This window comes from Nonomuraea sp. NPDC049695, from assembly GCF_040674955.1.
Lineage (GTDB): Bacteria > Actinomycetota > Actinomycetes > Streptosporangiales > Streptosporangiaceae > Nonomuraea > Nonomuraea helvata.
In genome coordinates, this window is the sequence record NZ_JBFANV010000019.1 from 54,016 (window position 1) to 68,430 (window position 14,415).

At 71.9% G+C, this 14,415-nt stretch carries 11 protein-coding genes; 4 read left to right on the forward strand and 7 right to left on the reverse strand.

Going from position 1 to position 14,415, the window contains the following annotated elements; all coding sequences use genetic code 11:
• Positions 1 to 9: 9 nt before the first annotated feature.
• The gene (locus AB0J64_RS18870; protein WP_364028277.1) at positions 10 to 1,461 is read left to right on the forward strand and encodes an MFS transporter; all 1,452 of its coding nucleotides are present in this window, start codon (positions 10 to 12) and stop codon (positions 1,459 to 1,461) included.
• On the opposite strand, the gene AB0J64_RS18875 is transcribed toward AB0J64_RS18870, so the two are convergent.
• Genes AB0J64_RS18875 through AB0J64_RS18885 form a run of 3 tightly spaced genes read right to left on the reverse strand, consistent with a single transcriptional unit; the run spans position 1,458 to position 8,265 of the window.
• Positions 1,458 to 4,031, reverse strand: a complete 2,574-nt coding sequence (locus AB0J64_RS18875) for an NACHT domain-containing protein (RefSeq protein ID WP_364028279.1) — start codon at positions 4,029 to 4,031, stop codon at positions 1,458 to 1,460. The genes AB0J64_RS18870 and AB0J64_RS18875 overlap by 4 nt on opposite strands.
• Positions 4,028 to 4,717, reverse strand: a complete 690-nt coding sequence (locus AB0J64_RS18880; RefSeq protein ID WP_364028281.1) for a hypothetical protein — start codon at positions 4,715 to 4,717, stop codon at positions 4,028 to 4,030. The genes AB0J64_RS18875 and AB0J64_RS18880 overlap by 4 nt, the downstream gene beginning before the upstream one ends.
• The gene (locus AB0J64_RS18885) at positions 4,708 to 8,265 is read right to left on the reverse strand and encodes a WD40 repeat domain-containing protein (RefSeq protein WP_364028283.1); all 3,558 of its coding nucleotides are present in this window, start codon (positions 8,263 to 8,265) and stop codon (positions 4,708 to 4,710) included. The genes AB0J64_RS18880 and AB0J64_RS18885 overlap by 10 nt, the downstream gene beginning before the upstream one ends.
• Positions 8,266 to 8,439: 174 nt before the next feature.
• On the opposite strand from AB0J64_RS18885, the gene AB0J64_RS18890 reads away from it, so the two are divergent.
• On the forward strand, positions 8,440 to 9,819 hold the full coding sequence (locus AB0J64_RS18890; protein ID WP_364028285.1) for an NB-ARC domain-containing protein: 1,380 nt from the start codon (positions 8,440 to 8,442) through the stop codon (positions 9,817 to 9,819).
• 7 nt (positions 9,820 to 9,826) lie between these two features.
• Here the strand turns inward: AB0J64_RS18890 and AB0J64_RS18895 are convergent, their stop codons facing one another.
• The gene (locus tag AB0J64_RS18895; protein WP_364028287.1) at positions 9,827 to 10,576 is read right to left on the reverse strand and encodes a glucose 1-dehydrogenase; all 750 of its coding nucleotides are present in this window, start codon (positions 10,574 to 10,576) and stop codon (positions 9,827 to 9,829) included.
• Between the two features lie 91 nt (positions 10,577 to 10,667).
• On the opposite strand from AB0J64_RS18895, the gene AB0J64_RS18900 reads away from it, so the two are divergent.
• Both AB0J64_RS18900 and AB0J64_RS18905 read left to right on the forward strand, forming a co-directional pair.
• Positions 10,668 to 11,228 carry a helix-turn-helix domain-containing protein gene (locus AB0J64_RS18900; RefSeq protein ID WP_364028289.1) on the forward strand — a complete coding sequence of 187 codons (561 nt, stop codon included), beginning with the start codon at positions 10,668 to 10,670 and terminating at the stop codon, positions 11,226 to 11,228.
• 96 nt (positions 11,229 to 11,324) lie between these two features.
• Entirely contained in the window at positions 11,325 to 12,095 is a 771-nt protein-coding gene (locus AB0J64_RS18905) for an alpha/beta hydrolase (protein WP_364028291.1), read from the forward strand.
• Between the two features lie 6 nt (positions 12,096 to 12,101).
• Here the strand turns inward: AB0J64_RS18905 and AB0J64_RS18910 are convergent, their stop codons facing one another.
• From AB0J64_RS18910 to AB0J64_RS18920, 3 genes are all read right to left on the reverse strand, one after another.
• On the reverse strand, positions 12,102 to 13,244 hold the full coding sequence (locus AB0J64_RS18910; protein ID WP_364028293.1) for a prolyl oligopeptidase family serine peptidase: 1,143 nt from the start codon (positions 13,242 to 13,244) through the stop codon (positions 12,102 to 12,104).
• Positions 13,231 to 13,806, reverse strand: a complete 576-nt coding sequence (locus AB0J64_RS18915) for a TetR/AcrR family transcriptional regulator (protein WP_364028295.1) — start codon at positions 13,804 to 13,806, stop codon at positions 13,231 to 13,233. The genes AB0J64_RS18910 and AB0J64_RS18915 overlap by 14 nt, the downstream gene beginning before the upstream one ends.
• A gap of 66 nt (positions 13,807 to 13,872) precedes the next feature.
• Positions 13,873 to 14,388, reverse strand: a complete 516-nt coding sequence (locus AB0J64_RS18920) for an SRPBCC family protein (protein ID WP_364028297.1) — start codon at positions 14,386 to 14,388, stop codon at positions 13,873 to 13,875.
• Between the last annotated feature and the right edge of the window lie 27 nt (positions 14,389 to 14,415).

The window sequence follows — 14,415 nt, forward strand, 5'->3', positions numbered from 1 at the left end:
GGAGAGCTCATGAGTTCGACGCGCGCCGCCCAGCGCAGCGGAGCGATCATCAGTGTGCTGGCCGCGGCGGGCATCACGGTCTCGCTGATGCAGACCCTGATCGTCCCGCTCATCGCCACCCTGCCGACGCTGCTGCACACCACCCCCGCCGACGCCTTCTGGGCCATCACCGCGACCCTGCTGGCCGGCGCGGTGGCGATGCCCGTCTCGGGACGGCTCGGCGACCTGTACGGCAAGCGCCGCGTCATGATGGCCAGCGCGCTCCTGCTGGCCGTCGGCTCCCTGGTGTGCGCGCCCGCCAACTCGCTGGCCCCCATGGTGATCGGCCGTACGCTGCAGGGGCTCGGCATGGGCGTGATCCCGCTGGGCATCGCCATCATGCGTGACGTGCTGCCGCCGGAGCGGCTCGGCTCGGCCATCGGGCTGATGAGCTCCTCGCTCGGCGTGGGCGGCGCGCTCGGCCTGCCCGCCGCCGCGCTCGTCGCCCAGTACGTCAGCTGGCACGCGCTGTTCTGGGCCGCGGCCGGGCTCGGCCTGTTGATGAGCGTCCTGATCCTGCTGATCGTGCCGGAGTCGCCGGTCAAGTCGCCGGGACGCTTCGACTTCGTCGGGGCGGCGGGGCTGGCGGCCGGCCTGGTCCTGCTCCTGCTGCCGATCTCCAAGGGCAGCGACTGGGGCTGGACGAGCGGCACCACGCTCGGGATGTTCGCCGCCGCGGCGGTGATCCTGCTGCTGTGGGGATGGTGGGAGCTGCGCAGTCCCGCGCCGCTGATCGACCTGCGCACCAGCGTGCGCCGCCAGGTGCTGATGACCAACCTGGCCTCGATCGTCATCGGCTTCGCCATGTACGCGATGTCGCTGATCACGCCCCAGCTGCTGCAGCTGCCCGCGGCCACCGGGTACGGCCTGGGCCGTTCGATGGTCGAGGCCGGCCTGTGGATGGCGCCGTCCGGGCTCATGATGATGGCGATCTCGCCCGTGGCGGCGCGCCTGTCCGCGGCGCGGGGGCCCAAGACGTCCCTGCTGCTCGGCACCGTCATCATCGCCGCCGGCTACCTCATGGCACTCGGCCTCATGGGTCACGCGTGGGGAGTCCTGGTCTTCTCCGCGGTGGTCGCCGCGGGGATCGGCTTCGCGTACGCGGCCATGCCGTCCATCATCATGAGCGCCGTGCCGCTCACGGAGACGGCCGCCGCCAACGGGCTCAACAGTCTGATGCGCTCGATCGGCACGTCCTGTGCCAGCGCCGTGCTCGGGGCGGTGCTGGCCAACCTGACGATCAAGTTCGGTCCCGCGACGCTGCCGTCCGAGGCCGGCTTCCGCGCCGGCTTCATCATCGGCGGCGGCGTGGCCCTGCTGGCGGCGCTCATCGTCCTGGCCATCCCCGGCCGGCGCGCCGCCGCCCACCTGGCGGCCCCCGACCGGCCCGCCGACGCCGACCGCGAGGTCAGCGCGCACTAGCGCGCACCGGCCCGCCTCCTCTCAGCCCGGAGGCGGCCGGTGCCCTTCCCGGCGCTCTCGGACGGAGTCAGGAAGTCCTGGAGTTCGCGGTGCCGGAACTGGTAGGTGGCGCCGGCGACGCGCAGCAGCCGTGCCTCGCAGGCCCAGTCGAGAAAGTCCCACAGCCGCAACGGAAGCAGGCCGCGCATGGCCGCGACCACCAGCCCGATCATGGTGCGGGTCCAGGCGATCGCGCCGAAGGCCAGGCCGAAGGTCACGCCGCCGACGAGCGCGCACGCCAGTGACTCGACGATGTCCTGGTTCATGACGAACACCAGGAACGCGGCCACACCGCCGGTGAGGCCGAAAGCCAGCCCGATCGTCAGGTTGCGGTGCAGGGCCTCCCGCGGGTGGGCGAGCTCGGCGTCCTTGCTCCAGCCCCCAGCGGTGATCTTGAACAGCACTCCGAGCGTGAAGGCCAGCACGAAGGCCCCGGTCACGCCGACGGCCAGCGGCACCGGGCCGGCGTGGGACAGCCGCAGCGGCGCCAGCCCGGTGAGCGCGCCGCACAGTCCGAAGCCCACCAGGGTGACGAGTTCGGTGCGGACCACCTCGGACACGGTCATCCGCTCGGCCCCCCGCCGACCGGCGGCGGTCAGCCCGATGACCGCTCCGAGCGCCAGCCCTCCGGTTCCCCCCGCGGCGACGGCGAAGACGGGACCGAAGACGCGTTCTCCGGTCAGCATCAGCCCGGCCAGGCCACCGAGCACTCCGACGGGGAGGCCCGCCAAGGCCCCGAGCAGACCGCCGGTGATGCGCCGCCCGCGAGGGACATTGGCCCGCCCACCGGCGGCGGCCGGCCACGGCGACAGCGACAGGCCGGTCGCGACGGCCACCCAGCCCGCCATGAGGGCCAGGGTGAGCAGCTGTTCCGGGTCGAGTCCGGCACGCAGGCCGCCAGGGCTGTCGACCGCCGAGCCCGTCCAGAAGGCCAGCATGGCGATGACCGCGAAGATCACACTGCACAGGCAGTGCAACGCCTGGACCCGGCGCCGGCCGCCGATCGGCCACAGCAGGTGGGGGACGATGTCGATCGCCGTCAGACCGGGCGGCGGGCGATCCTCCTCGGCGGTGCGAGCGGCCTGCCACCGCAGGTGGTCCGCGAGGTGCACGAGCCACGACCGCACCTGACGGGACTGGTACGGAGTGCCGTGGGCGGCGCTGGGCGTGAGGCCGGTCGCCGCCGGGACGTACGCCTCCAGCAACCTCCGGCCGATCGACCCCGCTCCCTCACGCGGGTCGGTGCGCGGATCCACACGGAGCAGCTCGACGGGGTCTGCGCCGGCCTCCACGGCGGTGACGGTCAGCAACAGCCGCCAGGGTGTGGCGAGAGCGGTGTGAACGGCCTTCCCCGCCGGTCCGGACAGTGCCGCGTGGATGTCGTCGCGGTGCCCCTCGCAGGGATGGCCGTCCGGCCAGCGGGCGTGCAGGTACGTGCTGATCTGTTCGGTGGTCAGGCCGTGCAGCTGGATCCGGGTGGCGTTGTCGAGCTCGACCCCGGCCGCGCGCAGCTCGGCGTGACGATCGGCTCGACAGGTCACGACGACCGCCCCCGGCCGCCGCCCGGACAGGTCGCTGTACCGGTTGAGCTCGCTCAGCAGTCCGATCGCCCGGCGAGGCGAGCCCATCGACGGCTCGGGGTCCAGCTCGTCCAGTCCGTCCACCACCGGCAGCACCCGGCGATCACGTACCAGCCGCAGGGCGTCCTGGAGCGCGAGCCCGAAGTCCTGCACCAGCTGCTCGGCCAGCCATGGTTCGAACGGCCTTCCCAAGGTCCATCGGGCCGCGTTCAGGCGCACCGGTACCATCCGCGGGTGACCGGGCCGTCCTTCGGCGGCCACGAAGGGCTCCAGGAGTCGCAGCACCAGTTCGATGGCGAGCACCGTCTTGCCCGATCCCGATGCGCCCACGACGAGCAGGCGCTGCGGGCGCAGGCCGGTGAAGAGGCGGCCGATCGAGTGCAGGTCGTCCGCGACCTCGCCGGGTGCGTCGTCGCGACGGGTCGGGTCGGCGTACAGCCCGAAGGAGACGGGCGCGAGGTTGTAGCCGCCCAGCAGCCCTTTGCGCGCCCGGTCCTCTTCCCGGACCACTCGCCGTGACAGCAGTTCGAGAGCGTGATCCTGCGGAGGCTCCGCCATCGCCTCCGGCGGCATGGCCGGGGACGTCCGCTCTTCGGATGGGGGTGGAGTGACCGGTTCGGCCAGAGTCGTCCTGGCGGCTCGCCAGCGTTCGAGCTCTCCGGGAATCAGCTCGGCCGGAAAGTCGCAGGAGCGTAAGCAGGCGGTGACGAAGGCTCTCACGAAGTCCCACCGCGGCAGCCTGTCGGTCTGCCGCAGAACGTGCGAGGTCGTGCTCTTCGGCAGCGCATCGACCATGGCTCCGTCCGGGGTCACCGTCTGGCCGCCGAGAGAGCGCAGCCTGCTCAGAGACGGCTGCCCCGCCCATTGTCTGAGCTCGACCAGCGACCGGACGAAGTCGGCCACGCTGCCGGCCTGGGCGGGATCGGGCTGGGAGGGACGGTCCGCGATCACCGCCCGGTCCTCACCAGCGACCACTCGAACCTCGCCCTGCCGCGGTGCGGCCACCGGCCGTCCAGGAACAGGCCCTCCAATGTCTGGACATGGCGTGACTCCATCAGGAAGTTGCGTGCCTCGTCGGCCTCGACCAGCTCCCGGCCGACCGCGATCGGAACGAACCCGTGCCGGGGGATGTAGACCCACCGGCCGCGATCCCAGTCATAGGGATCGAACCAGCGGTGGCGAACCGTGCCGGAGATCCGCACCTCCGGCCCGTCCCGGGTCAGGACGAACGAGCCCTGCGAGCGCAGCAGGCTCACCCTGCTGACGTAGAACAGCTCCGTACCGATGAACGCGTTGATCCGCGCGTCCCAGTGGTCGTGCAGCCACGTGGAGGCGCCGTCGCGCAGCCGCCCCGCCTCCCGGGCGAGCTGACGTTCGAAGCGGCGCTGGTTCTTGCGCTCGGCCTTCTTGATCACTTTGAACGAGCGCAGCCAGCGCAGGGACATCGTCCTGGAGGCGCCCGCGCCGTCCATGAAGTGTTCCAGGAAGTCGGACGCGAGCGGGTGGAACTGCCGGCCGCCGTCGATGATCGAACGGAACAGCGCGGCCAGCTCCGGGACGGGCCTGCCTGTCCGTCGCCGGAAACCTCGAAGGAACATGCTCGCTCTCTCCGTGGTGGGGGCCAGGGTCACGGACACGTCTCGCGGTATTTCTCCTGCGGTACCAGATTCTCCCATTCCTCCCGGGTGAGGGAGCGGCCCGCGTTGGCGCACGCCGCGACCACCAGGTCGGGAGGCGTGCGGACGTTCCACAGCCGCGCTGTCCTGTCGTCGGACACCGTGGCGACGGTCGTGCCGTCCCGGCTGTAGGAGAGCGCGGTCACGCCCTTGGTGTGGCCGGTCATGGGGGAGCCGAGCCGCCGGTACGTCCGCAGGTCCCACAGCTGCACGTCGCCGTTGGACAGACCGGTGACGAGGATCTCGCCGTCCGGGCTGAAGGCGAGCGTGTTCGTCGAGCCGTCCTCGGGGAGCAGGCCGATGCCGACCGCGCGGCGGCGCGGCACGTCCCACAGCCGCACGCTGTAGTCGGAGGCCGTGAACGCCAGCCTCCTGCCGTCGGGGCTGAACGCCATGGCGTTGACGAACCCGCCCTGGGCCCCGTACGACGGGCCCTGGATCTCGCGGCGGGTGGCCACGTCGAAGAGCCGTACCCGGTTGTCGAAGCCCGCGGTGGCCACGGTCGTGCCGTCAAAGCTGATCGCCATCGCCGTGATGACGTCGGTGTGGTCGGGGACGGTGATGCGCGGCCCGGTCTCACTGCGGCGCGCGAAGTCCCAGAACACGATGGACTTGTCCTTCTCGGCGGCGACGACCCTGCCGTCCGCGCTGATCCTGGCGGCAGCGAGTGTCCTTTCATGGACGATCTCGCGGCGGCTCGCGACGTCCCAGAGCCGCAGGCCGTCGGCGCCTTCCGACAGGAGCGTCCGCCCGTCGGGGGTGAAGCTGAGCCGGTACACCGCACGGCGAGGACCTCCGGGGTTCAGCGGGGGGCCGAGGGGACGCTGGGTGGCGACGTCCCAGAGCTGGATCGCGGGATTCTTGTCGTCGGGCATGCCGGCGGCCAGGATCCGTCCGTCAGGGCTCAGCGCGACGGCCCCCAGCGCGGGCATGGGGGTCCCGAGCTGCAGGTGGGTCCGGGCGTCTGCCAGCCGTGCCACGCCGTCGCCGCAGGCGACGGCGACCAGCGTCCCGTCCGGGCTGAACGCCACGCTGTTGACGCTGCTGTAGTTGTCGGCGAGCACGAGCAACTGCTGCCGGCCGGCCGTGTCCCACAGGACGGTACGGCCGCTGTCGCCGCCGGTGACGATCCGGGTGCCGTCCGGGCTGAAGGCGATCGAGTAGTAACCGGCGGCGCGGTCCTTGAGCACCCCTGTCTGCTTGTGCGTGGCCGTGCTCCACAGGCGCCCCGTCCGGTCCGAGCCCACGGTCGCGAGCGTGGTGCCGTCCGGGCTGAGGGCGACCGCGCCGACGGCCTGGCGGTGTCCGGTGAAGGGGGCGCCGATCTGGCGGGACGTGGCGGTGTCCCAGAGGCGGGCGGTCTTGTCCTCGCTCGCGGTGGCCAGGATCGTCCCGTCCCGGTTGAAGGCCACTCCGTGGATGATGCTCGAAAGGCCGGGCCCGTAGTCGGGGCGGCCCATGGGAGCGCCGTGCGGGCGGCGCGTGGCCACGTCCCACTGCTGGACGACGCCTCTGTAGTCGCCGGTCACGAAGGTCTTCCCGTCCGGGTTGTACGCGATCGCCGACACGACCTCCGTGTGCTCCAGCAGGGGGCCCAGCTCGCGACGGGTGGCCACGTCGTAGAACCGGATGGTGCTGAGACACACCGTGGCCAGGGTGCGGCCGTCGGGGCTGAGGGCCAGCTTGATGCCCGAGCACTCGAACTTCCGGCGGGTGATCGGGGCGCCGAGCTGCCGCCGCGACGCCGTCTCCCAGAACCGCACGGCGCCGTCGTCGCTTCCCGTCACGATGGTCGAACCGTCGGGGGTGAACGCCAGTGCCGTCAGGGGTTTCGTGTCCGCGCTGAGGTTCCCCCGGGCGGTGCGGGTCGCCGCGGACAGCACGCGGTTGCGGGCCTCGTCGGTCTCGGCGATCCGCCAGGCCGCCACGGCGAGCATCGAGGCGAGGGGGGCGTCGCCGGTGACCTCGCTCTGCGCCGCGAGCTGGCGGGAGCTCGCCTTCCTGCGCTGCAGATCGGCGTCGTTCGCGGCCCTGACGGCGACGCCGGCCGCGATGAGGGCGAGCACCGACAGCACCGCGAGTCCGGCCATGACGAGACGACGGCGGCGGCCCGCTCGCCGCATCTCCCGCGCGGACGCCGCGAGGAAGCGCTCCACGGTGGGGCCGGGCGGCGGGAAGCTGTCGGGGTCGCGCTCCCAGCGGGGCCGGTTGTCGTCCACGGCCAGCAGCCGGGCGCCCCGGTAGAGGAAGGCGGGGTCGCGGTGATGGTCGGCCCACTGCGCGGCGTCCTCGACGAGCTGGTCGTACACCGCTTGCGCGGCGAGGTCGGGTTCGAGCCACTGCCGCAGGGTGGGCCAGGCGGTCAGGAGCGCGTCGTGGGCGATCTCGGCGGTGTCCTCGTGCAGGGTGAGCAGGCGTCGGCCGGCGAACGCGGACAGCAGCGCCTCGACCTGGTCCCGCCGCTCGGCGGAGTGTGCGGCCGCGGCGGCGTGGATCTCGGCCAGCGTCGCCCTGCGCCGCGCCACCCGACCTCCCGCGGTGATCAATGTCATCCGCCGGAAGAGCCTGAGCGCGGTCTTGCGGTCTTCAGGCGGCAGCCGTCCGAGGACCTCCTCGGCCGTACGGCGCACGGAATCGCGGACCCGGCCGGATTCCTCGTAACCCCGCACGGTCAGGGTGCCGTCCTCACGTCTCTCCCAGGTGTTGCGCAGAGCCTGCGAAAGCAGGGGCAGGGCCCCGGCCTCGTAGCGATCGCCCGCGGCCCGGTCGGCGCCCAGCTCGCCCAGGATGGTCTCCACCAGACCGGGCTCGATCTCCAGGCCGCCCGCGGCTGCGGGGCCGGTGATGGCCAGCCGCAGGTCCGACTCCGTCATCGGCTCGACGATGACCTGACCGTCCTGGATGGCCTCGGCGAACTGCGGGTAGGCGGCGCAGCGGTCCCAGTAGTCGGCGCGCACACCGATGATCACTCCGGCGCCGTGCGGGCCCTCGGCCATGGTGTCCAGGGTCCTGACGAACGCCTGGCGCTCCTGCTCGTCGGTCACCAGGGTGAACAGTTCCTCGAACTGGTCGACCACCAGGATGAGACGGTCGGCCGGGGAGAGGGTTTCGGACAGGGCCCGCCGTGGGTCGTCCCGCAGCTGCTCGTCCACTGTTCCGGCGGGCCCGCCGAATGCCTGTGCCCACGCTTCGGCAAGCGCGTGAAACGGCTTCGCGGTGGGTGTGATGAGCAGGCGCGGCCAACGCTGTGATCCGGCGAGCGGCAGCCTTCCTTCGGCCAGCGCCGGTATCAGCCCCGCCCGTAACAGCGACGACTTGCCCACACCAGAGGCGCCCGAGACCAGCAGGATGGATCCGTGCTCTTCCCAACGCCGTCCCAGGCGTTCGAGGAGGCTGAGCGTCGCCCGTGTACGCCCGAAGAACAGCCCGGCTTTCGCCGTCTCGAACGGCGCAAGACCTTGGTAGGGGCACACGTCGTCCGAATGGCCGCCCTCCTCCCGCTCGTCCATGGCGCTCATTCTGGCCAATCGTGACCACGCCTGCCGTCCGATTTCGTCCAATGTCGTCTGACCAGTGGCTTGAACGGCGCGAACCTGGATTCGATGGACACCTGTCTTCGCCGCAGGGCGACGATGAGAACGGGGGTGTCGATCATCAACACAACGAGAGGACCGGCTCCGGCCATGACCGGCTGCAAGCCCTGGGCCGCCTTGTCGGCCGTTTCCCCGCTGGTGGACGTCATGCGGGAGCCCGATGCGGAGCCGCCTGCGGGGGCGCTGCTGCGGGGGTGGCGCAAGCGGGCCTTGCTGACCCAGGAGCAACTCGCCGAAAGAGCCGGTCTCAACGTCCGGACGGTCCGCCGGCTGGAGAGCAGCAGTCTCTGGCATCCTCGCACCAGGTCGGTCCTGCTGCTGGCAGAGGCGCTGGGGCTGGACGGCGAAGAGCAGGCGATGCTGGTCGCCGTCACCCGCGGCCTGCCGGTTCCCGCCCGCCGCGATGATCCGCAGGAGAGCGGCCCACCGCCGGCGGCGCCGGCCGTTCCCCGGCAGTTGCCTGCCGATGTCGCGACGCTGGTGGGCCGGAGACGCGAGCTGGCGATCTTGGAGACGTACCAGGGCGCGAACACCGTGACAGTCGTCGCCATTGACGGTATGGCAGGAACGGGCAAGACGGCGCTGGCCGTGCGCGCCGCCCACCGGCTCGCGCCGCGGTATCCCGACGGGCAGCTCTTCGTGAACCTCCACGGCCATGCGCGGTCGATGACGCCGATCGAACCGGGCGAAGCCCTTGCCCGCCTGCTCCGCACGCTCGGCGTGCCCGGCGAGCACATTCCCCGGCACATCGATGACCGTGCCGCGCTGTACCGCAGCGTGCTGGTCGACCGCAAGATCCTGATCGTGCTGGACGACGCCGCCGACGAACAGCAGATCCTTCCCCTGCTGCCCGCCGGCTCGACCTGCCGGTTGATCGTCACCAGCCGTCGCCGCCTCACCTGCCTGGACGACATCCGAAGCCTGTCACTGGAGACACTGCCGATGGTGGACGCGGTCGCCCTGTTCACCCGCATGGCCGGGCGGGAGCGCGTCATGGGCACTCCGGTGCATGTCCTGACCGAGGTCGTGCGGCGCTGCGGGTTGCTGCCCCTCGCCGTCCGCATCGCCGCCGTCCGGTTTCGGGCGCATCCCACCTGGAGCGTGCGGCATCTCCTGGACCGGCTGACGGACGACCCGCTGGCCGAACTGAAGGCCGGACGGCACAGCGTCGCCGCCGCCCTGGACCTGTCCTACGCAAGGCTGTCCACCGAACAACGACACGCGTACCGGGTGCTGGGCTCGCGCACCAGCACGGACTTCGGCGTCGACGCGGCCGCCGCGCTGCTGAACACGACCGGGCGACAGGCCAGACGGCTGCTGGACCAGCTGTCGGACGCCCATCTCGTGCAGGAGCCCGCCCCCGGCCGGTACAGGGTCCACGACCTGGTCCGCGACCATGCCTCGGCCGTGCAGGGGGCGAGCCGGCTCCCGCCTGACCTGGCGGCCTCCCTCACGTCGCCCCCGCGATGATCGGCGGTCAGGCCGCCGACCAGCCGCCGTCCACCGGGACGATCGCGCCGTTGATGAACGAGGCGGCGTCGGAGGCGAGGAAGACGGCGGCGTCGGCCATCTGCTCCGGCTGGGCGATGCGCTCGCCGAGCGAGAGCACGGGGCCGAGCCGGGTGGCGCCGACCGGGTCGAAGGACGCGTTCGTGGCGATGTTGGTCATGGTGGGACCAGGCAGGATGGCGTTGCAACGGATGCCGTCGTTGGCGTACGCCCAGGCCACGCTGCGGGTGAGGCCGACCACGCCGTGCTTGGAGGCGGTGTAGGCGGCACCGGCGGCGCCGCCGCGGATGCCGGCCTCCGACGCGGTGTTGACGATCGCGCCGCCGCCCTGGCGCAGCATGTGCGGCAGGACCGCGTGCGTGACCAGGAACGTGCCGGTCAGGTTGACCCGCAGCACCCGTTCCCACAGCTCGAGGGGGATGTCGGCGGGCAGGGCCATGGTGTCCATGATCCCGGCGTTGTTGCACAGCACGTCGATGCGCCCGTACGCGCTGATCGCGGCCTCGACCAGTGCGGCGACCGAGCTCTCGTCGGCGATGTCGGCGCCCACCGCGACGGCCGTGTCTCCGAGGGCGGCGGCGGTCTGCTTGGCGCTTTCGGGATTGACGTCGCAGGCCACGACGAGGGCGCCCGCCTTCGCGAACGCCACGGCCATCGCCCGGCCGATCCCGGACCCCGCTCCGGTGACCAGGGCCACCTTGCTGTCGAAGCTGCTCAACGAGTCCGTCCTTTCGATCGGCGGGTGCCGAGCCCCGCCACGTGCGGCGCAACCAACCGGACATGTTTGTCCGGTTGCTACCATAGCCGCTGTGCCGGGCACCCGTCGATCGAACAGAGGACCGAGCGCCGCCGCGGAGAACCGCGCGGCGCTGATCGCCGCGGCGCGGGAGGTGTTCGCCAGCTCCGGATACAACGCGCCGCTCAGCATGGTCGCCCGGGCGGCCGGGGTCGGCCAGGGCAGCCTCTACCGGCACTTCCCCGACCGCATCAGCCTCGCGATGGCCGTGTTCGAGGACGGCGTCACCCAGCTGGAGGCGCTGGCCGCCGAGCCCGGCGCCACACTGACGGACGTGCTGGCCCTGATGACCGAGCAGACCATCGCCTCGACCGCGTTCATCGACATGGTCACCACGCCCCCGGTGGACCCCGACCCCCGCATCCTCGAGGTACGCGACCGCGTGGCCAACCTCCTGGCAGACCTGCTCCCCGCCGCCCGGCGCGCGGGCGCCGTCCGCGACGACGTCACTGCCGAGGACCTCGTGCTGGTCGTCGGCATGCTCGCCGGGGTCCTCGCCAGGACCCCGGCGCCACGCCGGCGCGTGGTCGCCGGACGGGCGTGGGCGCTGCTCCGCACCGGGATGGAGCCCTGAGACGAGCCCTGAGACGGGGGCTCGGCTAGCATCCGCTGCGGAGACCCGGCATCAGCGGAACGGTGGTGACCGATGACAAGCGTGCGGCGTCGATACGTGGACACGCGGTTGGGCCAGATGCACCTCGCCGAATGCGGGAGCGGCCCCCCGGTGCTCTTCCTGCACCAGACCCCGCGGTCGTGGACCGAGTACATCCGCGTGCTGCCGATCGCGGGCGGCCGCGTGCACGCCATGGCCATGGACACGCTCGGCTTCGGGCAGTCGGCCGGCACCGGCGAGTTCAGCATCGAGCGTTTCGCCGACGGCGTCGAGGCGGTGCTCGACGCGCTCGGCCTCTCCCAGGTCGCCCTCGTCGGGCACCACACGGGCGCCGTGATCGCGCTGGAGGTGGCGGCCCGCGACCCGTCGCGGCTGTCGGCGCTGGTGCTCTCGGCGATGCCGCACGTCACGCCCGGGCGCCGGGAGCGGGTGCGCGACCTGCCTCAGGTCGATCACGTACGGCCGGCGGCCGACGGCGCTCACGTCACCGAGCTGTGGCGGCAGCGGCGCGCCTTCTACGACGCGGGCCAGGAGGACGACCTCACGCGGTTCGTGATCGACGCCCTCCAGGTGGTGGACCGCCTCCAGGACGGTCACGCCGCCGTGGGCGCGTACGAGATGGCGTCGCGGCTGCCGCTCGTCCGTACCCGGACGCTGCTGCTGTGCGGGGCGGAGGACAAGTACTCGCTGCCCGACCAGCCCGCCCTGGCGCGGGCGCTGGGGTGCGAGCTGCAGGTGATCGACGGCGCCGGCGTCTGCCTGCCCGAGCAGCGGCCGGACGCGTTCGCCGAGGCCGTGCTGTCGTTCGTGACTCAGCCCCGCGTCTGAGGGTCTCTACGGGGCGCTCCGGGCCGGGGACAGGAAGTCGCGTACGAGCCGGTCGTAGCGGGCGCGGTCCACGTTCCACGCCTCGGTGTGCTCGCCCTGCGCGAACGGCTCGAACTGGATCTTCCAGCCCAGGCGCCTGCCGGTGGCGACGAGGTCGCGCGCCTCCTGGATCGGGTGGGCGGTGTCGGGCGCGGTGTGGATCAGCAGAAGGGGCGGCCTGATCTTCGGCGGGTGGCGGATCAGGCTGAGCCGGTCCGTGTCGACCCCGGTACGCCACTTGATGACCTGGTTCGACAGCCCGGCCAGGAAGGCGGGCAGATGGAAGTTCTTGACGCCCTGCTCCCCGGTCATCCGCACGTCGATCATGGGCGCGTCCATGATGACCCGGTCGACCAGGTTCGCGAGCGATGACCTGCCCAGGAACTGCCCGATGATCTGGCCGCCCATCGAGGTGCCGTACAGGACGAACCGCCGCGCCCCCATGGTCTGTGCCTGGCGTAAGGCGGCCTCCAGGTCGCGCCACTCCGAGTCGCCCAGGTGCAGCAGCCCGTCGGGCGAGGGCGGCGCCCCTTCGTCGTTGCGGTAGCTGATGTCCAGGAAGGGCAGCCCGAGCCGGTGCACGACGGGCAGGATCTTCAGCTCCGCCTTGCGTCGCCCGTTCTGCCCGTGGACGGCGACGACCCAGGTGGCGCCCTTGCCGGGCACGTACCAGGCGGGCGCGGGCCCGAGCTCCGTGGGCACCATGATCTCGGAGTAGCCGATCCCCCAGGCGACCTCGGGATCGCCGGGCGGAACGTTGCCGAACCAGCCGGGAGTGCCCACAGATGGGGTCGGACCTCGCAGCACCTTGCGCGTCACCCGGCCCGGAGCACGGGAGACGACGTCGCCGAGCATCGAGTACGCGCCGCCGCACTCCAGCCAGTACGTGCCGGGCTTGCCGGACTCGGGCGTCTGCTCCAGCGTCACCAGATCGCCCTGCACGGTGAGCACCCTGGTGTTGCTCGTGCCGTAGTGCACGACCTCGATCCCCTGCTCACTGCCGAACCAGGCCCCGTACCCCGCCGCCGCGACCAGGATGATCAGGGCCGCCCCACCCGCGATCCACGCCCTGCGCTTCCAGCGGGGCCGCCGCTCACTACCGGACGCCATCGAGAACCCTCCGCGCCGTACGCTCGCACAACCCGCGAAAACCGTCTTCCTCCAGACCGATGCGGCCACCGAGGTAGAGCTGCACGAGCCCTTGGATGGGCGACGTCAGCGCCAGCGTCACCTCCAGCGGATCGTCCTTGCGCACCAGCCCGTCGCGCATGCCCTCCTCCACCAGTGCGACGACCATGCTGAACGGCGACCCGCCGCCTTCGAAGTCGTCCGGGAAGCGCCGAGCCCGCTGGCGGCGCTCGGTCATGAGGAACCCGTACAGATGCGGCTGCCCCAGGGCGAAGTCGAGAAAGTCCTGCATGAGGCCGAGTGCCCGGTCCTCCCACGAGCCGCCCGTGACCCGGGTTCCCCACCCTTCGGCCAGCTCACGGAAGGCCCGCTCGGCCACCGCGTCGAGAAGTGCCTGGCGGCTCGGATAGTGCTTGTAGGTGGCCATCGGGGACACGCCGACCATGTCGGCCACCCGCCGCATGGTCACGGCATCAGCGCCCTCGCTCACGAGAACGGTCTGCGCGGCGACGGCGATCTTCTCCGCTGTGTTCGAAGTGCTCACGGTGTACACCGTAAACCATCAAGGTGTACGCCGTACACCCGGTGGCGACAAGAACCCGGTCGGCGTTCAGGAGGCGACGCCGCGCCGGATGTCCTCCGCGGCCCGCTTGATGCCGGCCGCCCAGGACGTCAGTGCCGCCTGCAGCTTGGCCTCGCCGAAGAACAGGCCGAGCAGCGGCCCGGCCATGGACTCGCTCACCTCCAGGTCCGTGCCGCCGTCGCCCCGGCGCAGCAGCAGGTGCCGGTGGACGGCTCGGGCTCCGAAGCTCACGCCCGTCCACGTGAGCTCCTCATCCCGGCGGACCACCGCGAACCGGGACCGGATCGCCGCCTTGCCGTTGACCCACGAGAACGACGTGTCCGGCGCGACCGCACCGTCCAACCGCACGTCGTGGATCGCCGGGTCGATACGGGACCAGGCGGCCGGGGTGGCCAGCACGTCCCAGACCGTCTCGACCGGCGCGTCGATGGCGACGTCGCAGCGGGCGCGCACCGCCGCCCGTTCGTCGATGCGGCCCTTCTTGGCGTACTGCTCGTGCAGGTCGTCGAGTGCCGGACCGGTGTACAGGAGCGACTTGACCATGGTGTGACCTCCAGGGGAGTGACGGGG